We start from the raw sequence: 20,374 nt of genomic DNA on the forward strand, positions 1-20,374 counted from the left end.
GACCAGCGGTGGATAGGCAGGTCGTCCAGTCGGTGACCGACGCATGGGCTGCAACAATGCCTCGATCGGCACCCAGTCTACCTGCGTCCTGATCCGCTCCAGGCGCTGGTTGCTGCCGAAGGTTGCCGGCAGCAGCGCTTCCACCAGGCTCACCTGACCCACCGCCTTGCGCACCATCGGCCGCCTCCCGCCCTGATCGGCAGGATCGAATCACAGCAGCACGGCCAAGGCCAGGATTTCGCGGCAGTCTCCGCAGGGCCAGGGCAATGTGCAGCGGGAGCTTGCCACCGGAGTGTTAACCTCCGGTAAAGCCCAGTCCAGATCTTTGCGGACATGACGGCAGCAGGTCCCAGGTCGACCGGATACCTGCCCATCGAGGGAGCGACGCACTCCTGCCGTAAGGGTGCAAGGCAGGAAGGATACGGCTTCAGAGGCCGATCTTCGTCCAGTGTCGGAGCCTGCGCCACGCGATATGCCGGTTCATCAACTCGGCCGGCAGGCCAAGTCACCGGGCATCGGCCCGGGCGAGCCGGCATTGCGGCTCCTGCGGTGGCAGCAGGGGCACAAGGCAGCGGTTCACCGGCTCTGGCGACAATGACCTACCCGGCGGCGGCGCGCTCCACGGCGCGCACCAGATCCTCGCCGATCTCGGCCTGGAACTCGGTGACGACCGGCCGGGTCGCGTCGATCCAGGCCTGGCGCTCGTCCGGCTGAAGGGCGACCGCCTGGGTGGCGCCCGAGCGCAGGATGGCGTCCCGGGCGTCCCGGTTGTCCTGGTCGGCCAGCCGGGCGACCTCCTGGCGGGCGTCGTCCATCGCAGTCCGGAACGCGGCGCGCAGGTCCTCGGGCAATGCTCGCCAGAACTCGGTGGACACCACCGGCATGGAGCCCAGCACGCCGTGGCCGGTTTCGGTCATGAAGGGCTGGAGCCGGAACAACTCGTCCCGGGCGAGCCTGGCCCAGCTCGTCTCCAGGCCGTCGACCTGGCCATTCGCCAGCGCGCCGCGGAACTCGGCGTAGGGCAGCGGCACCGGTACGGCACGGAGGATCTCGAACTGGCGGGCCAGCGGCACCGAGGCGGCCGTGGCGAAGCGCAGCCCGTCGGCATCCTTGGGCAGCCGGAGCGCCCGGGCCGCGGAGAGCTGCTTGGGCCCCTCCCGCCAGTAGGCCAGGCCCACGAAGCCCAGGCGTTCGACCGAGACCCGCAGGGCCAGCGCCGCCTCGCTTGCCTGGAACTGGTCGAACATCGCGGTGGAGCGGAACAGGAAGGGCAGGTCGAAGAGCTGGAAGCTCTTGGCATAGCGGCCGAAGTGGGACAGTGGCGGTGCGATGATCTGCACCTGTCCCAGCGCCAGCGCCTCCATCTCTTCCTGCGGGGGCACGAGCTCGCTGCTGGGGAACAGCTCCACCCGCACCCGGCCGCCGGTCAGCGCCTCGATCCGCTGCCGGAACAGCTCCGCACCCCGGCCCTTGGGCGTGGTTGGCGCCTCGGCATGGCTGAAGCGGAGCACCTGTTCCTGCGCGCGCAGGGCGCGCGGCGCTGCCACGGATCCCGCCGCCGCGGCACCGGATGCCAGGAAGCTGCGGCGGTCCATCGGCCGGATCCTCGGGGAGTGCATGGCGATCATCTGGCGCACCGACCCGGGCGCGGCCAGGGTATCGCCCTTAGGGGCACACATCCGATGCATGGAAGCCACGGCCGTCAGTGCCGGGGCCCGCGCTCGAGCAGGGCGGTCGTGCTCAGGCCGGGCTGGATCTCCGCCAAGTAGAGCTCGCCGCCCCACTCGGCCAGTTCCTTCGCCCCCACCACCTGATCCGGGCGATAGTCGGCACCCTTGACCAGGAGCTCGGGGCGCAGCGTGGTGATCAGGCGCAGCGGCGTGTCTTCCGCGAACGGCACCACCAGGTCGACATCGGCCAGTGCGGCCAGCACTCGCGCCCGATCCGCCAGCCGGTTGGCCGGCCGGCCTGGGCCCTTCAGGCGGGTGACCGAGGCGTCGTCGTTCAGCCCGACCACCAGCAGGTCGCAGCGCGCCCGGGCGGCGTGCAGATAGGCGACATGGCCGGCATGGAGCAGGTCGAAGCAGCCATTGGTGAAGCCGACCCGCCGGCCCTTGCGCCTCGCATCCGCGACGATCTCGGCGGCACGCTCCAGCTCCACCACCTTGCCATGCGCCGGTGCCAGGGCCGCCATCAGGTCGGCGCGGCCGACCGGCACCGTGCCGATCCGGGTCACCGCGATCGAGCCCGCGAGGTTGGCGAGCCTGGCGGCCTCGGCCAGATCGCTGCCCGCGGCCAGGCCAGCGGCAAGCGTCGCGATCACCGTGTCCCCGGCACCCACCACGTCGAACACCTCGCGGCGGATGCCCGGGATCCGAGTGGCGCCCGCACTGGTCGCGAGCAGCATGCCGTCGGAACCCAGCGTCGCCAGCACGGCATCGACCCCGGTGGCGGTCCGCAGGGCCTCGGCGGCATGCTCGACGGCACCGTCGTCCCCGGCGGGGACCCCGCTGGCCTCGGCGAGCTCGCGCCGGTTGGGCGTCAGCACGGTGGCACCGCGGTAGCGTGCATGGTCGCGGCCCTTGGGATCGACCAGCACCGGCCGGCCCGCCGCCCGCGCCCGCGCGATCACCTGCTCCACCAGTGCCGGCGGCAGGGCGCCCTTGGCATAGTCCGACAGGACGATCGCCCGGACGTCGCCGATCTTCTCGTCCAGCCAGTCCAGGATCGTCGCGATGCCCTCCTGGTTGAGCACCGCCCGGTTCTCCCGGTCCACCCGCAGGAGCTGCTGGCCGCCGCCCCAGTAGCGGGTCTTCACCGTGGTGGCGCGGCCCTCCTGGCGCCACAGGATCGCACCGGCCGGCGCCAGCTCGGCCAGCATCCCGGCGATCTCGTCACCCTCGGCATCGGCACCGACCATCCCGGCCGCGGCGACCTGGGCACCCAGCGCATGGAGGTTCGCGACCACGTTGCCCGCCCCGCCGATCCTGGTCTCCTCCCGGCCCATTTCCAGGACCGGGATCGGCGCCTCGGGCGAGATCCGTCCGACCTGGCCGAACACCGCGCGGTCGAGCATCAGGTCGCCGATCACCATGACCTGCACGTCCGCCAGGCGGTGCAGCAGGGTCTCGCTCGTGATCGTCGGGTTCATCGATAAGGGTCCGCGCGCAGCAGGCTGTCCTGCACGTAACGCCTGACCCCCTCCTCCAGTGGCGTCGGCTGGAGCGGGCAGCCGGCGGCGCGCAGCCGGTCCAGCCGGGCCTCGGTGAAGTACTGGTAGTGCTCGCGCAGCCGCTCGGGCATGTCGACGAACTCGATCGCCGGCTCCTTGCCAACCGCCCCGAACACGGCATGGGCCAGCTCCAGGAAGCTGCGCGCGCGGCCGCTGCCGACGTTGAAGATGCCGGAACGGTCCGGGTGGTCGTAGAGCCACAGCATCACCTGGACCACGTCGTCCACCCAGACGAAGTCACGGCGCTGGTCGCCGTCCGCCACCCCTTCGCGGTGGCTTTTGAACAGCCGGCAGACACCGGTCTCCTGGATCTGCTTCAGGAATTGCGGCACCACCGACTGCTGGCCGCCTTTATGCCATTCGTTGGGGCCATAGACGTTGAAGAACTTGAGGCCGGCCCATTGCGGCGGCAGCTTCTGGCCGCGCGCGGCCAGCTCCACGATCCGCCGGTCGACCATCAGCTTGGACCAGCCATAGGCGTTGCGCGGGCGCAGCTCGCCGAAGCGGGCGGGATCGTCGTCGAAGCCGGCCTCGCCGTCGCCATAGGTGGCAGCAGAGCTGGCATAGACCAGCCGGGTGCGGTGGCGGGTACACCAGTCGACCAGGTCCAGCGTGGTGCGGATGTTTTCCTGGACGATCAGGTCCGCATCGCGCTCGTCCGTCGACGAGATGGCGCCCAGGTGGAACACTGCCTCGACCTCGCCGGCATGGCGGTCCAGCCAGGCGAACAGCGCGTCCGGGCGGATCACGTCGGCCAGCCGGCGCTTGGCGATGTTGTGCCACTTGTCGCCGCTGCCCAGGCGATCGCAGCAGACGAGGTCGGGCAGGCCGCGCGCATCCAGCGCTGCCAGCAGCACCGAGCCGATGAAGCCCGCCCCTCCGGTCACCAGGATCACGACGATCGCCTCCGCTCGTTGCCGGGCCCGGCTTCCGCCACCGCGTCGGCCAGCCGTGCCACGATCTCGCCGCTCAGGTCGGCCACCACCTGGCTCATCCCGTCGACGATCGCCCCATAGTCGCCGGGCGTGGCCTGTTCCGAGAGCAGGCTGTGCCCGGTGAGCAGCAGCCGGCCGTCGCGGTCGAACATCCGCCAGCGGGCATCCAGGGTGATGCGCCCGGCCGCGTCCACGTCGAAGCGCAGCACGTTCAGGTCGAGCTCGATGCTGGGTTCCAGCCCGCGATTGTTCGGCACGGCCACCACATGCTCGCCGCCCAGGCGCCGGCGCAAATTCTCGGTCAGCACCTCGTTGAACATCAGCTCCAGCTGCTCGGACCACTGGTCGAACTCGGACATGGTCATCCGGGTCTCCGTGGCCCGGGTGACGATCTGCGGCCGGTCCAGATAGTCGGGAAAGCCCACCGGCGAGATGCCGAGCAGCCCGGTCGGCGAGCTGGCCGCCGTGTCCATCTCCACGGTCGGGATCATCTGGTAGTAACGGGTCGGTGCGGTGGTGCCGGCGCAGCCTGCCAGGATGCAGGCGGCCAGGATCCAGGCAGCCGAAGTGCGGGCGGGGAGCCTCGCTGGGTTTCTCATCAGTACCGGCCTCCTGGCTTGCCGCGCAGCAGCGCCTCGGGATGGCGCTCCAGATAATCGGCCAGGTCGCGCACCGAACGCGCGGTCTGGGTCAGCTCGCTCATCAGCCGGTTCAGGTCGCGCTGGGTGGTCGAGCGCGGGCCCATCAGGCTGTCCGCCGAGCGGGCCGCATCCCCGAGCGCACCCACGGTGCGCTCCAGCTCGGCCAGCAGCGGCGTGGCGGAACGGTCCAGGTTACCGGTCAGGTCCGAGAGCCGCACCAGCACCTGGTTCAGGTTCGCCAGCGAATTCTCCAATTCGCCCGAGCCTGCGATCGACGCGATCGACGCGGCCGTGGCGCGGAGCTGCTCGGTCAGGTCGGCGATCGGCAGCTCGGCCACCTTCTCCATGATGCCGGTGAGCGAGCGTTCCAGCGTGTCCAGGCTGCTCGGGATGGTCGGCATCACCGCAAGCTCGCCCTCCTGGCCCAGCTCGGCCGGCGGCGCGTCCGGCACCAGGTCCAGCGACACCACCATCTGGCCGGTGATCAGGTTGCCGGTCGCCAGTTGCGCGCGCAGGCCGCGTTCCACCAGGGCCGCCAGCTGCGCGTGCGCCTCGCCGGCCTCCTCGCTCGTGGTCAGCTCGTCCGCATGGACGAGCCGGACACGCTGCGGCTCGATCTCGTAGATCACCGGGATGCGCAGCCGGTGGGTGGCGACATCGTAGTCCAGCCGGACTTCCCGGACCGTGCCGATGCGGATGCCCCGGACCTCGACGGGTGCGCCCACGGTGAGACCGCGCACCGAGCCCTCGAAATAGGAAACCAGCGGCACACGCTCGGTGATCGCCCCCTGGTCCAGGCTGTCGGGCCCGTCGAACAGGGCGAATGACTGGCCCGCGGTCGCGATCTCGCCGCCCGGCGGCGCATCGAACACCACCCCGCCCCGCCACAGCGTCTCGAAATTGCCGATCGAGAAGCGCACGCCTTCGGCGCTGACGCTGAAATCGATGCCGCGCTCGCGCCAGAAGCGGCTCGTCGTGCGCACCAGCTCCGCATAAGGCTGGCGGATGAACATGTGGATGGCGAGATCCTCGCGGTCGGTCGGCGGCTCGACGTCGGTGATCTCGCCCACGGTGATGCCGCGGAACAGGACGGGGCTGCCGATCGACACGCCGCCGAGGCTGGCGGCCCGCAGGACGAAGGGGCGGCCGGGCATGTCCGAGCGCACCCGCGGCGGCGTCTCCAGGCCGCTGAATGTCGTCTCGGCGGCGCCACCGGCACCTGGATCCAGCTCGATATAGGCACCCGAGACCAGCGTCTCGAGCCCGGAGATCTGGCCGCCGCCAAAGCGCGGCCGCACCACCCAGAACCGGCTGGTTTCGCTGATCAGCCGCTCTGCCTCCGCCTGCACCTGGATCGTGACGTCGACGGATCGGAGGTCCTGGGCGATCGTGACCGAGTCGACCTGGCCGACATCGATGTCCCGATAGCGCAGCCTGGTCTTGCCCGCCTCGATGCCCGAGGCGGTCTGGAAGGTCACGGTGATCACCGGGCCACGTGCGCTCCAGCTGGCCCAGCCGACCCAGAGCGCCAGGGCCAGGGCGATCAGCGGCACCAGCCAGACGATGCCGAAGGTCTTGCGCGCGCGCGGCACCGCGCGGGCCGGCTCCGGCTGCTGCATCGTCGGATCGCTCATGCCCGGTGCCAGAGGAAGTGCGGGTTGAAGGCCGCCGAGGCGAGCATGGTGAGGGTAACCACCGCCGCGAAGGCCATCGCCCCGGTGCCGGGGACGACCGTGGCCACGTTGCCCAGGTGAACGAGCGCCGTCAGCGTCCCGATCATGAAGATGTCGACCATCGACCAGCGCCCGACCAGTTCGACCAGACGATAGACGCGGGTCTTGCGCCGGGCGACGTCCATGTTCCGGCCAGGCGGCAGGATCAGCCAGCCGAGCGCCAGCATCTTGAGGATCGGCACCAGGATGCTCGCAGTGAATACCAGGGCCGCCACGGGATACATGCCGATCTGCCAGAGCTCCACCACCCCGCTCAGGATGGTGTCCGGCTGGCCGGAGCCGAAATAGATCACCGTCATGACCGGCAGCACGTTGGCGGGGACGTAGAGCACGACCGCGGCCAGCAGGAGGGCCAGGGAGGACTTCCAGGCATCCGGATCGTCGCCGTGGACGGGGGCCCGGCAGCGCGGGCACCTGGTACCTTCGGATCCGGCCGGCACCTGCAGCATCTGGCGGCAGGCATGGCAGCTCATGAGCCGGCGGCCGCTCGGCACCTGCAGCACGCCTGGCCCCGCCTGGGCCATCAGCCCGTGCCAGACCGCCATCGGCTCGGTCTTCGCTTCCGCGGCGATTTCCAGCAGCACGGTGGCGACGAAGGCGTAGACCGCGATGCCCAGCTCGATATGGGCCAGGTCGATCAGCTTGACGTAGGCGACGATGATGCCGAGCAGGTAGATCTCCATCATCGCCCAGGGCCGCACCCCGCCGACGAACCGGTAGATCATCCCGGCCAGCGGCCAGCGATGGCCGTGCCGCAGCGGCACCAGCACATAGAGCAGGCCCAGGATCTTCAGGGCGGGTGCCAGGGTGGCGACCAGGAACACGAGGGCGCCCAGCGGCGCCATGTCCGCCTGCCAGAGCGCCCGGCTCGCCGAGAGCAGGGTGGTGGACTGGGTAAAGCCCTCGATGGCGAGGGTCATGAACGGCATGGTGTTGGCGACCACGAAGCTGATCGCGGCTGCGAGCAGCAGGGCCACGGGCGCGTCCAGCCCGCCGGCGAAGGCGCCGAGATCGGCATCGCAGCGCTGGCAGCGGAACTGGTGCTGCGTGTCGCCCGCGGGCACGGCCTGGATCCTGCCGCAGTCATGGCAGGCCAGCACGCAAGCGTCGGGTGCAGCTGTGCCGGGTGGAATGGCGGCGGCCACCATCACCGGTGCTCCGTGCCGGCCTGCTGCCGGTACTGGCGGGCCGTGCTGCTGCTCATGGCTCCCAGTAGGGCCTCCCGCCGAACCGCTCCACCAGGAAGTCGACGAAGCTGCGCACCTTGGGCGAAAGATGCCGGTTGGCGGGGAACACCGCGTAGATCGCCCGGTCCTGCGGGCGGTAGTCCGCCAGGATCTCGACCAGCCGCCCGTCGCGCAGCGCATCGCCGACGATGAAGGTCGGCAGCACCACGATCCCCTGGCCGTCGATGGCGGCCTGCATCAGGATCATGCCGTTGTTGCTGCTGACCGGGCCCTTGACCCGTACCGTCCTGGGGCCATCCGCATCCGCAAAGCGCCACTCGTCGCGCTCCGACGAGTAGGCGTAGATCAGGCAGTCGTGCTGGGCGAGGTCCTCCGGCCGTTCCGGGCGGCCGCGCGCGGCCAGATAGGCGGGCGAGGCGACCAGCGCCATGTGGGCGGGAGCCAGCCGGCGGGCCACGAGCGTGCTGTCCTTCAGCCGCCCGATCCGCACCGCCATGTCGAAGCCTTCCTCGATCAGGTCGATGACCCGGTCGTTGACCACGAGGTCGACCTGCACCTCGGGGTGGCGGCGGCGATACTCGGCGATCGACGGGGCCAGATGCCGCTCGCTGAAGGTCACCGGCGCGTTCACCCGCAGGAGGCCGCGCGGGCGGTCGTGGCTCTCGAGCAGCCTTCCGTCCGCCTCGTCGACGAGCTGGATGATCTCCTGGCAGCGGCGCAGATATTCCGCCCCAATCTCGGTGAGGCCGATCTTGCGGGTGGTGCGGTTGAGCAGGCGCACGCCGAGGCGGTCCTCGATCGCCGCCAGATGCTTGCTGACCATGGTCTTGGACATGCCGAGCGCCGCGGCCGCCGGGGCGAAGCCGCCCTTGTCCACGATGGTGGCGAACACCCGCATGCCGGTGAGTTGGTCCATGGCCAGAGCGGATGACACAGCCATCATCCCTTGGGAAGAAACAATCCGTCGAACCGATGTGGCCTGTCGGCCGACGGGCGGGCGTGGCAGCCTCACGCTGATTTCCGGGCCCGAGCGCCCTCGTTATTGCCAGGAGTCGTCGCCATGAAGAAGCTCTTGCTCGCCGCCGTCCTGTCCCTCCCGCTGGGCGCGCCCGTCCTGGCGGCACCCGCGCCCTGGGCGATCGACAACAGCCATACCGCGATCACCTTCACGGTGGACCATCTCGGCTACTCGACCGTGCACGGCTTCTTCCGCGACTTCACCGGCGAGCTCAGCCTCGACCCGGAGGCCCCCGAGGTCTCGTCGGTCGCCTTCACCATCCAGGCCGACAGCCTGGACACGCTGTTCGCCAAGCGCGACGAGCACCTGAAGAGCGCCGACTTCCTGGATGTCGCGCAGTTCCCGACCATCACCTTCCAGAGCACCAAGGTCGAGCCGGCGGGGGACGACAGCGCCAAGGTGACGGGCGACCTCACGATCAAGGGCGTGACCAAGCCCGTGGTGCTGGACGTGAAGCTGAACAAGCTGGAGCCGAGCCCGATGACCAAGGCAGACACGGCCGGCTTCACCGTCACCACCGTGATCAAGCGTTCTGACTTCGGCGTATCGGCCTATGTTCCGGCGGTCGGCGACGAGCTGACGGTGCGGATCGACACGGAGACCAGCCCCGCGGCCGCCAAGACCGAGTGAGCCGGCCGCCCCGGAACCCGACGAGGTATGGCATCATGAACCTGCGGACTTGGTTGGTCCGAGCCGCCCGGTTGCCGGCCGTGGCGCTGGTGTGCCTGGCAGCGGCGCTGCCGGGCCCGGCCATGGCGAAGGACTGGGTGGTCGACCCCGCCGCCAGCACCCTGACGGTGACCATCCAGCAGGGCCAGACCCCAATCGAGGCCCGCTTCGAGCGCTTCGCGGCGGAGGTGAGCTTCGATCCGGCCGCGCTGGACCAGTCCAGGGTCACGGTGACGGTCGATCTCGGCTCGTTCGCGTCCGGCGACAGCCAGCGCGACGGGCAGGCCAAGGGCCCGGACTTCCTCGACGCGGGCAGCGTGGCCGAGGCGGTCTACCGGACCATCTCGTTCGCGCCGCTCGGCGACGACCGCTACCAGGTCGAGGCCGAACTGACGCTGAAGGGGGTGACCCAGGAACTCAGCCACGAGGCGACCATCACGATCGATGGCGACCAGGCCCATGCCACCGGCAGCGTCCCGATCACCCGGACCGATTTCGGCGTCGGCACCGGCCAGTTCGCCACCGGCACCATGATCGGGCTGGAGGTGCTGGTCGCGTTCGACCTCCAGGCTGCTGCCCGGTGAGATCCGGCCCGATGCGACTGCGCAACGGCCCTGAGCGGTTCGGCCTCGTAGCCAAGAGCTTCCACTGGGGGATGGCCGCGCTGGTCATCCCCTTGTGGGCACTGGGCTGGTACATGGTCGGCCAGACCCAGGACCTGTTCTGGCAGTACGAGCTCTACCAGTTGCACAAGTCGTTCGGCTTCGTGGTGTTCGGCCTGGCCCTGCTGCGCCTGGCCTGGCGGATCTACGACCCGCCGCCGCCTTTGCCGCCCACGATGAGCCGCCTGCACCGCCTGGGGGCGCATCTCTCGCACCTCGCCTTCTACCTGCTCCTGCTGGGCCTGCCGGTGACCGGCTTTCTGATGAGCGCCGCGTCCCCGCTGGGGATCCCGACCGTGATCTTCGAAACGATCCCGGTCCCCCACCCGATCGCCCCCTCCGAGACGGCCTACACGCTGCTGCGATGGACGCACTACGGTCTCGCCATGACATTGGCCGTTGTCCTGGTCGCCCATGCCGGCGCGGCCCTGCACCATCATTTCGTCGCGAAGGACAAGGTATTGCTGCGCATGATCCCGTTCGGGCGCTGACGGTCGTCCTGCTCCTGCCGGCCGCACCTCGTGCGGACGCGGCGGTGCGAGACCATGCGATCGATCCCGACCGGACCCGCATCGAGTTCACGGTCGACGCCACCGGCCTTGCCGCGGCGACCGGGACCATGCGCGTGCGCCAGCTGCGCCCGATCATCCGCAACAGGCGCTCGATGCCGCGTCGCTGAACACGGCATTTCGCAAGCGGGACGAGGTTATCCGCGGCACCTCCTTCCCGAACGCAGCGGCCTTCCCCGAGATCCGCTTCGGGACCACCGCCGCCTACCCCGACGGCGGTGACCGGGCGGTGGCCCTGGGCACCCTCGACCTGATCCGTGTGCCCAAACCGGTGACCGTGGAAACCAAGCTGCTTCAGGCCCCGGACGGCAACGGGCAGGTCCGGTTCTCCGGCCACACCCGCCTGTCCCGCAGCGACTGGGGCATGACTGCCTTCCTGCCGCTGGTCGGCAACGAGGTGCGGATCAGCCTTCAGCTCACCGCGACCGCCAGCCCATAGCGGCGTAGCTGCCGGTCGAAGTCATCCGGCAAAGGCGCCTCGGCCTGGATGGTGACGCCCGCCAGCCAGGGAAGCTCGATCGCCCGGGCATGCAGCATCAGCCGCCCCGCCTCCCGGTCCTGCCCGTAGATGCGGTCACCCAGGAGCGGCGCACCCAGTGCCTTCAGATGCACCCGGATCTGATGGGTCCGCCCGGTCCGCGGCCTGGCCTCCACCAACGCGACCCCGTTCCCGCGCGCCAGCACCCGCACATCGGTTACCGCCGCCTGCCCCTGCTCCGACGGCTCCATCCACCACCCGCGCGCCTGGTTGCGCTTGGCCAGCGGCAGGTCGATCCGCCCATCCTCCAGCCCCGGCGCATCCGTGACCAGCGCCAGATAGGTCTTGGTCACGGCCCCCTTGGCGAACAGCTCGCCCAGCCGTGCCAGCGCTGGCTTGGTCCGCCCGAGCACCAGGCAGCCCGACGTGTCCCGGTCCAGCCGGTGCGCCAGCCCGGGCGGCCGCCCCTTGCCGAACGCCAGCCAGGGCAGCAGCGCGTCCAGCGTCGCCCCGCCCTTAGGCCCGGCATGCACCGGCAGCCCCGCCGGCTTGTCGATCACCAGCACCATCTCGTCACGATGAAGCACCCGCCCCTGCAGCGCCTGCGCCTCGGCCGGCACCGGCCCCTCCACCGGCCGCCACCGCCCCTTCCGACGCCCACCCGCCGGCAAATCACCCCGAACCATCATCCCATCCTTGCGGCCTCGCCCGGCGGACGCTACATCACCACGCGCCTCGGAGGGATGCCGGAGTGGTCGATCGGGGCGGTCTCGAAAACCGTTGTACCAGCGATGGTACCCAGGGTTCGAATCCCTGTCCTGTAGCTGCTTATCGGCTGACGACGGTTTCCTAACAGATACAATCAGTTAGTGCCAGGGCTCCCAGGGCCGGTAGGAATGCCGGTTGGGAGGTGCGTAGCCATGGGCCCCGTGTAGCGTGCCCTCTCCTGCGGCAGGACTGAGCGCGAGACCGCTATCCATCCCAAAGACACCGCAGGCCATAGCATTCATGCACCTTCTGTGCCAAATGGTGCTCTTGACCAGTATCAATGAATAAGGCAGCGTGCCGAGATCCTATCGAACTGATAGGGCGGGACCACAGTGGAGTGGGTGCTCTACCGTGGCCCCTGACACCTCACTGGAAGGGCTAATTCCATGTGTGATGCTGACTTGATGTTTAATGGCCGCGGAATGACTGCGCAAGTCGGAAACATCAACAGCGCGGAAACATCGCTTTGCTTGCAATCTTTGTGTAGCGTGGAAGCATTTTCTTCGCGTGCAACAGAGGGGTTGATGAAGCTCGCGCGCAGGACGGCAGCCTATCAGGATGCGGCAGTGGCCGCCTTCAGTGACGGCGCCACCAGGGCGGATGTCGCAGAGTTTGAAGCTCACTGCGCTGCTCTCGGGGACGACGAATACCAGCTGACGGAAGCCCTAAGATTCCTTGTGGCTGCCCTCAGAAGTGTCCCTGGGCCCGCGGATGAGGTCGCGGTGGTGGTGGTGCAGACGTGAGGCAAGCCGAAGAGCGACCACAAGCCATTCCAGCACCGTAGAGCTAGATGAGGCCCCAGGAAACTAATGTGGAATATCGGCCAACCCTGGGGCCTTCACGGGGGCATGAAGCATGGCCAGACGGGGTATCCGTTACACCGCCGAGTTTGTGCGCGAGTGCGTGGGCATGGTGGACGCGGGTCGTTCTTACTACAGCGTGGCGAGAGAGCGTGGTGTGAGCACGAAGACCCTCAGGGGATGGTGCCAAAAAGCCGGTGTATTCAGCCCAACACAAAAAGCCGCTCACGCTTATCGGGAATCCTGCATGTCCGCCGCCAGGGCAGAGGAAATCGTGAGGCTGCGCTGTGAGAATGAAGATCTTCGACGTCAACTTTCCATCTTAGCAGCCACAGTCGCTCAGCTTGCCGGAAAACACCTCGTTGCTTAGCAGCAGTGATAGCGCTGTGCCAAACTATTAGGCCAATTTTTCCTATCAAAGTAAGATTACATGCAAGCGAATGAGGACTGCAACACATCTTTACCTAAGCTAGGTTGCCCTTCCTTTCTATTTCAATCGTCCTTCTGTCACCTAGGGCCTGTCAGTTCCTGAGAATGGTTCGATCCGTGATGCGGTGAGCAGCAGACGGATGGACCCAGGACGGGCATGCTGATGGATGGGCAGTGGACGGTGCTGGTGCCCGGCCTGCTCGCTCGTCTGCCGAGGGTGCCGCACTGGGATGGCGGACGGGGCTATACCAGCCATGCCTTCCGCGAGCACATCCGGAACTGGGACAGCCACCATCCGATGATCCCGCCGCAGCGGCACGAGGCGCCGGTCGCTTGTCCTGCCTGGATCTACCACAACACAACCGGATCGAGCGCCTGTGGGCGAGGCGCAAGGAGTAGCAGCGGTGGGCAGTCGCGGAGCCTGCCCGCAAGTCGGCTGCAGGGCGGGGCGGGCGTGAAGACCGCGGCTTCGTCCATGGGCGTACTATGCACGCTGCCACAATCGACTGGCTCAAGGATGGGCGAGCCCTGATGATGCCGCAGGATGGGGAGGTCAGAAGACTGAGGGCTATCAATGTGCTGTCGGATTAGCCAATCATCTGGCAGTGCCCGCTGTTCAGATGACTTAGTCTGCTTGTCAGTCAGGCGCCTTCACGAATCGCCAGAGTACGTTGGGTTGGTTGATGCAGGCCCACTGCGTGATAGCATCGCCATTTCCCGAGGTTCCTCCGTGTTGATGGACACACTTGCCGCTATGTTGAAACTGCAGCCAGTAATATCCACCGCCTGCTGGGATTCTCTTGATTTTGACGTTGGGCTGATTAACGCACTGCCACTGCGTAATAGGATCGCCATCCCCGAAAGTTGCTCCATGCTGGTGAACGCACTTCTCGCTGTGCTTGAACTTCAGAAAGTAATAGCCGCCACCTGCTCGCCGTAGTTCCAGCTTCACGTTTGGTTGATTCACGCAACTCCACTGAGTGATGGCATCTCCATTGCCCTGGGTTGCTCCATGCTGATGAAGGCACTTATTGCTGTGCTTTGCGACTACATAATAGTAGTCATGAGCAATTGCTTGCGCCGAGGCGGCGCAAACCAACAATGCAGAAGGTAGCAATATCCTTCGGAAAGTACTTTTCCATAGAGAAGGGATCACTCTGCTCGTTGAGCGCTTCATGGTGATCGTCCATGGTTAGGTTTCGCATTGTTCGCGTGACAAGCCACAGCTCTTGTATGCTAAGCTATACATAGCTAATGGCAACTTACATAATCGTATTATGAACACATGTTGTCAACAGAATTCTATCTACAATAAATTTCAGTATCGTTTAGATTTTGATCAAGTTAATAACTACTTTATAGCGAAGTTGCTGAAGGGCGGATTGACATGTTGTATCAGTGATTAGTAATGTTTGCTTGGTCATTTGACATCTTTCGGATCATGAAGATGCAAATTTTTAGCCTGGCTCGTCTGGGGGTGATGGCCGGTGGTTCCGCAGACGATGATTGTCTTGGCTCTGGCCGTTCACGACGCTTGTGACTTGCTCGCCCGGCTTCACATTCAAATCTGAGAGGCACCTCCTCGCGTGCCCCCAACACTGCCATTGGTCGGCTTGAAGAACGTAGCTCTGCGGTTCGGGAAGCGATCCGCTCTTGCTGGCGGAGGATGGTAGCGGCGATGGCGGTCCAGGTGGGTTCTCTAACCTGGACGGGCGTTGCGGGTCATTTGACCCGGGACTGGGGCCAACCGGATGCCCTCGACGGTCTCGAACTTCCGGCACCCGTCGATGTGGCACATCGCGATGCGGTTGCGCAGGAGAGGCCGACGCATCCTGCCACTAGGATCCGTTAGTTCTTGAGCCAGTCGAAGGTGGCAGCGAGGTAGAGGACGCCCATGAAGGAGCTGGCTCTTTTCTCGTAGCGGGTGGCGACGGCGCGCCACTCCTTGAGCCTGGCCCACAAGCGCTCGACCCGGTTGCGGTTGTGGTAGATCCGGGGCGGGCAGGCGACGGGTGCCTCGTGCCGCTGCGGTGGGATCGCCGGACGGCTGCCCAGGTTCCAGATATGCTCCCTGAAGGCATGACTGGTGTAGCCGCGATCGGCCACCACCCAGCGTGACACACCCGGCAGACGAGCGAGCAGGCCGACCGCCTGGGGCAGTTCATGGGCCTGGCCGGGTGCCAGGCTGAAGGCAACGGCGCGACCGCTGCCATCCGCGATCACGCAGACCTTGGTTCCATAGCCGCCACGAGAGCGGCCAAGAGCTTCACCCGCAGGACGTCGGGCTCCGTCGCCCCCTTTTGAGCAGCACCGGCCGCCTTTTGATGTGCTCGGATGTTGGTGCCGTCCAGGAAGGTCATGCCCAACTGCACGCCCTGCTCCTGCGGCATGGCCAGCAGGCGTTCCCAAACCCCGAGCCTTCCCCAGCGGATGAAGGTCTGCGCTGCCATCCACCAAGGACCGAACTGAGCAGGTAGGCTGCGCCACTTGGCACCATTCTGGCAGCGCCAGATGATCGCTTCGATCGTGCGTCTCAGATCGTGATGCTGCGTCTTGCGGTGCGGGCGGCAGGCCTCGATCAACGGTGCCAGCACCGCCCACTGTTGATCCGTCAGCACGCCCCTCATCCCATCCATCCATCCAACTGCTGCTCACCGCATAGCAGATGGGGACGGACTTCAGGAGCTAACGGACCCTAATACATCGAGCAGACGGGTGGGACCCTCGATGTTCCCAAGAACGCCACCGGGCTGGGCTGCCGCCGCAAAGGCTAGTACCCGCCGTGCGGCCATCGGCTGTGTATGGCGACGCCCTGTCGATCTCTAGCGCCGTTCCCGGTATCGACCGCTGCGCCTCCGGGGACGCCGCAAACGGGGTCCTGGAGGAAGCTCATCGTCATCTCCAGGCGGCCACAGCGACCTCCAACGAAGTCGGCCCAGCAGGACGGCGACAATTACGATAGCCGTGACGTCACCCTGGAGGCTGATGCTCAGGGTGCCGGGGAGATCGCCGAGCCAGCCGACAGAAGCGGCGAGGGATGACGTTTCGGTGCCTGTGGGGCTGATGGTCGTGCGCATGTCGGCACGCTACCAACTGTCAGCCCAAAGGGCGGGCAAGGCAATAGGGGGGTCTCCGATTTTCCGCGCAGTGCAATGATGCCCTCCGGGACCTTGGGAGTGTGCTGGAGGTATCTGGAGATTGCTGGCGGCATCCAGAAGTTGCAGACCACTACCTTCCCCGGGGCTGGACCTATGCTTCGTTCCCGTACCTTCGTTGCACAACAAGCACACTCTCGCCTGTGACCGCTGCTGCCTTTTTAGAGGGCGTGCGTCATCGCCCGCCTGTTCTTCTCCAACAGTGCGGGGCGGTATGTCCTAGCCGAAGGGGAGGATCGAGCGGATCAGGCCCACCGTGTAAGTCACCCACTCGGTAGCATGCGCAATCGAGTAACCGACCGCACAGCCGATCAGGTGATCCGTGGCACGCTTGGCCACGAACACGGCATACCTCTTCCACCCGGTCTTCTTCCGACCAGGACGGCGGCGATGCTGCAATGTTGTCCAAATGAAAAGACCCGCCAGAACGGCGGGCCTGTGCCTGCGCACCTCGCGCAAGACTACTGATTTAGTAGGGCAATCCGTTCCGTTCTACAACATGAATGTGCGGAATGGCCCGTCAGATCGTTAAGCGCCCCAACAGGTTCCTCACGGTCGACCTATGCCACTGCCCGCCGCGAGGCGTGGTGATCCCTCGCTTGTTAAGGGCCGCCGCTATGGCCCCTAGCGACACCACACCGGCCTCCTGAAGCTGAGCGACCACCGAAGCCCGGTCCTGGGCGAAGCGATCAGCGTTGACCTTGGCTGCCTCTCGGCTGGCCGCGTTGCCCTTGGCAGCCCTTCGGAGCGCAGCGGCCCCATTGGGATTACCGAGGCGCTGGCCTCTGGCCTTGGCCGCCTGGAGAGCTTCACGGGTCCTCCGGGAGATCGCCTTCCGCTCCTGTTCGGCAACCAGAGCCATGATACCGACTGTAAGCTCACAGGCATCCGGCATGTCGGCAGCCACGAACCGGCAACCGCTATCCCGAAGGGTGATCAGGAAGGCCGCATTGCGGCTCAGGCGGTCCAGCTTGGCGATCACCAGGGTGGCGCCGGTCACCTTCGCCAAGTGAAGCGCCTGGGTGAGTTGAGGCCGGTCGTTGGTCTTGCCGCTCTCGACCTCAGTGAAGGCCGCCGTGATCGTACCTCCTACACGGCCGGCGTAGGCTTCTACCGCGGCCGTCTGCGCTTCCAGGCCGAGGCCGGAGCGCCCCTGCTTGGCGGTGGAGACCCGGTAGTAGGCGACGATCCTCATAGGGACCTCTTGGCGTACTGAATGGCGTAATGAACATTAGGCCAGTTTGTACAACTAGCGCAACGTGTCATCTTGAGGCGTTGGTCTGGAAAGTTTGCTTTGCTGTGCTTGAACGGCACACGAGTAAGCAGGCGAACTGGTGAAGAGGGAAGCACGCAAATTGCGCAGGGAGACGGGGGCCCTAAGACCCCCGCCCCACTACATGAAGAGCTTCACTGCCGCGGCAAGAGCCAAGATGACTTTTGCCAGGTCAATGTTGATCTTCACACCGAGGTTGAAAGACATATCAGTGTCTCACGACCTCTGGCGCCAGAAGCCCGAGGACTTCATTGACGTCCTGGACCAACGGATAACCCGCCGTCGGGAGCACTCGGGTCCTGCCTGTCTATGCGCAACTTGACGGGCAGTGCCCCGGCAGTGGAATTGCCGAGTAGTGCCAGCAATCGGTTGCCTGAGCGTCTCCTCTTGGGGTGCCCAGTTTACGAGGCTGGGCCCTTCAAGACTTGACGAGAAGCCTCACGGCTTGATTGCCCACACGGGCGCGTATCAGGACCGACTGCCTCTATCGGCTTGATCCATTTCCACGTGGATTGCCGAGGCACGTACCTCAACTCTAGCGGCTCCTAGCCAGCCGGAAAAGGCTTGGTTGAACGTGATAGCTCGCGGGATGAAAAGGGGGCGGGAAGGGGACAGAGGTAAGGCCTGAACGGGTCCCATCCTGCCGACTAGACCCCCACCCCTTTGCTCTGTCCAAACTGACTTTCAAAATGGCGAGTAAACCCCGCCGTTGTTGCTGTTGTTGAGGTTTGAGCAGTGGAGCGGGCTGGCTGTGAGATTTCGTCGGGCCGACCCACCCCTACCCCCTTTCCGCTGAGACAAGTATCCCGGACCTGGGGGTGTGCTTTTCGTGGCGTACCCCTCTGGTCCCCAGGCGGGCTCTCCCAGGATCTTGATGTTCCCTTTCCGTTCCCATAGCGTCCCCGCCATGAGCAACCCGCCGGACCAACCCCAGGACCTCCTCCCAGCCTCCCGCGAGGACCTCGTGTTCTCCATCCAGTTCATGCTGATGGCCGGAGGAACCGGCAGGGACCGGCGGCGGCCTGCTCGCTATGTCCCCGACGAGGAGCGGGCTGCTGAGGCCAGGCTCATGGCGGAGAGGATCGCAGACCACCTGGAGCGGTCAGGCTACCGGGTCTTCAAGGTGCCCCCGGCGCCGCCGCATAGTTGGCCGCCGGCTCCCTCTCGGTAACAACCATAGAAGATGCACGTAATGCGCGGTGACAGTAGACACGGCCGATTGCCTGCGGCTCTTCAAAAGGCATGCCCTAGAAATGGATTATAGGCAGCCTGCGGGCATATAGAGAGCAGCCTGCCGCTGTCGATGCAGGGGAGCGGCAAGCGCTATGGGCCTGGACCCGCAGTGCCAGTCACATGAAGTGAATTTTTTCGCATGTGGCCGCTCCAAGAAAATGCAAAGTGATGCATTGATGCAACAATACGTCTGACGGGATGCTCATCGTTCTCAATGCGTTAGAGACAGTTCAAGTTAAGTCCAAGTATTGTCGTCAAGTACATGCGTGTATCCAGAACCCGCATTGACATGATCGTCAGCAAAAGGTACCTTGTCAGTACGGGGAGAGTGACCCTGGCCTCCGCTTAGACAAGTGTCTGAGCGTTATGATGGCGAAAAGACCTCCACCGCGCGGAGCCCCTTCGCGGTCAGACCCATAAATCCTCCCTTAACGCCGCCGGTCGTTGGGGAGAGCCCCGCTCGATGGAGCGGTGTGCGGGGAGCGAAGAACGGCACACTTTCTGTCGTGGGAGGGGCCAGGTGCCTCCCGCCTGATGATGCCCGTTCACCGAAAGGGCGAAACAGGAAGCTGGGTAGTCGCGCTATCCACTCTTGAAGTCATCAGTCTCGCAATCAACCCATGCGCCCGAGACGCAACCTGGAGTATCTGTGGACCAAAAGCATCTAGTTGGTCCACCTTCGAGCAGATCAATTGTCGTACAGCGGAAAATCCACCTCATCTTACCTGGGTAAGGGAGAAAACTGTGATGTAGTCTATCATGTCCCACTATCTCATGTGCCCCCTAGTCCTAGTGGCGAGAACATAAATCCGGCAGCTATCAAGCTGGATGTGTTCGGGCGCAAGAGGCTTGAGCGTCTAGGAATACTGAATGAACACGGAAAGTTCGTCGTGGAACTTCGCTTTCAGTGGAGCAAATGGCGAGGAGGCACCGGGTCGAAACTCAAAATCTACTTCTATGATGCATCGAAGTCAGGGTGGATGGGGCTGCACCGGACGACGATCAATACCCCGTCTAGGCTTCGAGCGCGGTTTCGCAGCCGTGACTATCTAGATTTCACCTGGAGTAACGGCTTCTGGTCAAAGTCTACTCTGGGGGTGGAGGTGGGCGACCCACTTTCGAGCGCCACTCCAGAGGACCGTGGATCGACTAGGGCATGCACCACAGAATTCCGAGATCCTATCGCTTATCCAGGCGATGGAACGAAAGTAATCGCGCATGTCAGCGGTTATGGCCCCGCCTGTCTACTGGACATCGAGACTGTTACGAAGTTTCAAGAGCGCGGCCTGCCCCTGCATTTCAGCGAGAACGGAGACGGCGATCTTCAGGTTCATGACCCAAAATCCAAAGCTAAGTTGCTGGTCAAGCGGGTAATCATGGATGCGGAAGACGGTGAAGACATCCTACGGGGACCTGGCGGGGCCTTTAGGTGGAACTTCACCAAAGGCAACTTCAGGAGGCGCCTTAGCGTACCAAAAAAGGTTGTGAAGGTCGCATAGGAGAACGGAGCCAGACCGCAGACCCTGTGGCCGTGGCCATAACCAGCCGCAAATATCACACAATGGATAGGCGGCCTGCTTCTTAACCTAGCT

The 20,374-nt window shown here is 65.5% G+C and carries 18 protein-coding genes and 1 tRNA gene; 8 read left to right on the forward strand and 11 right to left on the reverse strand.

From position 1 onward, the window contains the following. Positions 1–599 precede the first annotated feature (599 nt). The 7 genes from dctP to HLA95_RS21460 all read right to left on the reverse strand — a co-directional run bounded on the left by dctP (position 600) and on the right by HLA95_RS21460 (position 8,662). Positions 600–1,595, reverse strand: a complete 996-nt coding sequence (dctP, locus tag HLA95_RS21430) for a TRAP transporter substrate-binding protein DctP (protein ID WP_191061978.1) — start codon at positions 1,593–1,595, stop codon at positions 600–602. 107 nt (positions 1,596–1,702) lie between these two features. Continuing rightward, positions 1,703–3,151 carry a D-glycero-beta-D-manno-heptose-7-phosphate kinase gene (gene rfaE1 / locus HLA95_RS21435; RefSeq protein WP_222184469.1) on the reverse strand — a complete coding sequence of 483 codons (1,449 nt, stop codon included), beginning with the start codon at positions 3,149–3,151 and terminating at the stop codon, positions 1,703–1,705. Next, positions 3,148–4,128 carry an ADP-glyceromanno-heptose 6-epimerase gene (gene rfaD, locus HLA95_RS21440; RefSeq protein WP_191059236.1) on the reverse strand — a complete coding sequence of 327 codons (981 nt, stop codon included), beginning with the start codon at positions 4,126–4,128 and terminating at the stop codon, positions 3,148–3,150. The genes rfaE1 and rfaD overlap by 4 nt, the downstream gene beginning before the upstream one ends. Beyond that, positions 4,125–4,766, reverse strand: a complete 642-nt coding sequence (locus HLA95_RS21445) for a PqiC family protein (RefSeq protein WP_191059237.1) — start codon at positions 4,764–4,766, stop codon at positions 4,125–4,127. The genes rfaD and HLA95_RS21445 overlap by 4 nt, the downstream gene beginning before the upstream one ends. Next, positions 4,766–6,442 (reverse strand): PqiB family protein, encoded by a 1,677-nt coding sequence (locus HLA95_RS21450; RefSeq protein WP_191059238.1) that lies wholly within the window; start codon positions 6,440–6,442, stop codon positions 4,766–4,768. Before HLA95_RS21450 ends, HLA95_RS21445 begins: the two co-directional genes overlap by 1 nt. Then, entirely contained in the window at positions 6,439–7,689 is a 1,251-nt protein-coding gene (locus HLA95_RS21455) for a paraquat-inducible protein A (RefSeq protein ID WP_223861473.1), read from the reverse strand. Before HLA95_RS21455 ends, HLA95_RS21450 begins: the two co-directional genes overlap by 4 nt. Before the next feature lie 52 nt (positions 7,690–7,741). After that, positions 7,742–8,662: a LysR family transcriptional regulator gene (locus tag HLA95_RS21460; RefSeq protein WP_322100158.1), complete on the reverse strand. Its 921-nt coding sequence runs from the start codon at positions 8,660–8,662 to the stop codon at positions 7,742–7,744. 126 nt (positions 8,663–8,788) lie between these two features. Here HLA95_RS21460 and HLA95_RS21465 point away from each other — a divergent pair, with 126 nt between their 5' ends. Genes HLA95_RS21465 through HLA95_RS21485 form a run of 5 tightly spaced genes read left to right on the forward strand, consistent with a single transcriptional unit; the run spans position 8,789 to position 11,085 of the window. Then, a complete protein-coding gene (locus tag HLA95_RS21465; protein WP_191059241.1) occupies positions 8,789–9,376 on the forward strand; it encodes a YceI family protein in 588 nt (195 codons plus the stop codon). Positions 9,377–9,411: 35 nt separating this feature from the next. Continuing rightward, positions 9,412–9,999, forward strand: a complete 588-nt coding sequence (locus HLA95_RS21470; protein ID WP_191059242.1) for a YceI family protein — start codon at positions 9,412–9,414, stop codon at positions 9,997–9,999. 11 nt (positions 10,000–10,010) lie between these two features. Beyond that, positions 10,011–10,568 carry a cytochrome b gene (locus HLA95_RS21475; protein ID WP_191059243.1) on the forward strand — a complete coding sequence of 186 codons (558 nt, stop codon included), beginning with the start codon at positions 10,011–10,013 and terminating at the stop codon, positions 10,566–10,568. A gap of 44 nt (positions 10,569–10,612) precedes the next feature. Beyond that, positions 10,613–10,756 carry a hypothetical protein gene (locus tag HLA95_RS21480; RefSeq protein ID WP_191059244.1) on the forward strand — a complete coding sequence of 48 codons (144 nt, stop codon included), beginning with the start codon at positions 10,613–10,615 and terminating at the stop codon, positions 10,754–10,756. Positions 10,757–10,785: 29 nt separating this feature from the next. Continuing rightward, positions 10,786–11,085, forward strand: a complete 300-nt coding sequence (locus HLA95_RS21485) for a YceI family protein (protein ID WP_255513166.1) — start codon at positions 10,786–10,788, stop codon at positions 11,083–11,085. Here HLA95_RS21485 and HLA95_RS21490 read toward each other — a convergent pair. Beyond that, positions 11,058–11,744, reverse strand: a complete 687-nt coding sequence (locus tag HLA95_RS21490) for an RluA family pseudouridine synthase (RefSeq protein WP_223861472.1) — start codon at positions 11,742–11,744, stop codon at positions 11,058–11,060. The genes HLA95_RS21485 and HLA95_RS21490 overlap by 28 nt on opposite strands. 117 nt (positions 11,745–11,861) lie before the next feature. Between HLA95_RS21490 and HLA95_RS21495 the strand changes: the two genes are divergently transcribed. The 3 genes from HLA95_RS21495 to HLA95_RS29315 all read left to right on the forward strand — a co-directional run bounded on the left by HLA95_RS21495 (position 11,862) and on the right by HLA95_RS29315 (position 13,062). Next, a tRNA-Ser gene (locus tag HLA95_RS21495) sits at positions 11,862–11,947 on the forward strand. Between the two features lie 469 nt (positions 11,948–12,416). Continuing rightward, on the forward strand, positions 12,417–12,635 hold the full coding sequence (locus HLA95_RS21500) for a hypothetical protein (protein ID WP_222184475.1): 219 nt from the start codon (positions 12,417–12,419) through the stop codon (positions 12,633–12,635). Positions 12,636–12,747: 112 nt separating this feature from the next. Next, the gene (locus HLA95_RS29315) at positions 12,748–13,062 is read left to right on the forward strand and encodes a transposase (protein ID WP_191057889.1); all 315 of its coding nucleotides are present in this window, start codon (positions 12,748–12,750) and stop codon (positions 13,060–13,062) included. Between the two features lie 696 nt (positions 13,063–13,758). Here HLA95_RS29315 and HLA95_RS21510 read toward each other — a convergent pair. The 3 genes from HLA95_RS21510 to HLA95_RS21520 form a co-directional block, all read right to left on the reverse strand. Then, a complete protein-coding gene (locus tag HLA95_RS21510) occupies positions 13,759–14,298 on the reverse strand; it encodes an RICIN domain-containing protein (RefSeq protein WP_191057890.1) in 540 nt (179 codons plus the stop codon). A gap of 671 nt (positions 14,299–14,969) precedes the next feature. Then, positions 14,970–15,739, reverse strand: a protein-coding gene (locus HLA95_RS21515; protein WP_191057891.1) for an IS5 family transposase whose coding sequence is annotated in 2 segments (ribosomal slippage) — positions 14,970–15,424 and positions 15,424–15,739 — 771 coding nt in all. Because the reading frame shifts where the segments join, the coding sequence is not laid out codon by codon here. Between the two features lie 1,057 nt (positions 15,740–16,796). Next, positions 16,797–17,471: a recombinase family protein gene (locus HLA95_RS21520; RefSeq protein ID WP_191057892.1), complete on the reverse strand. Its 675-nt coding sequence runs from the start codon at positions 17,469–17,471 to the stop codon at positions 16,797–16,799. Positions 17,472–20,374: the final 2,903 nt, after the last annotated feature.

This window comes from Geminicoccus harenae (assembly GCF_019800005.1).
GTDB lineage: Bacteria > Pseudomonadota > Alphaproteobacteria > Geminicoccales > Geminicoccaceae > Geminicoccus > Geminicoccus harenae.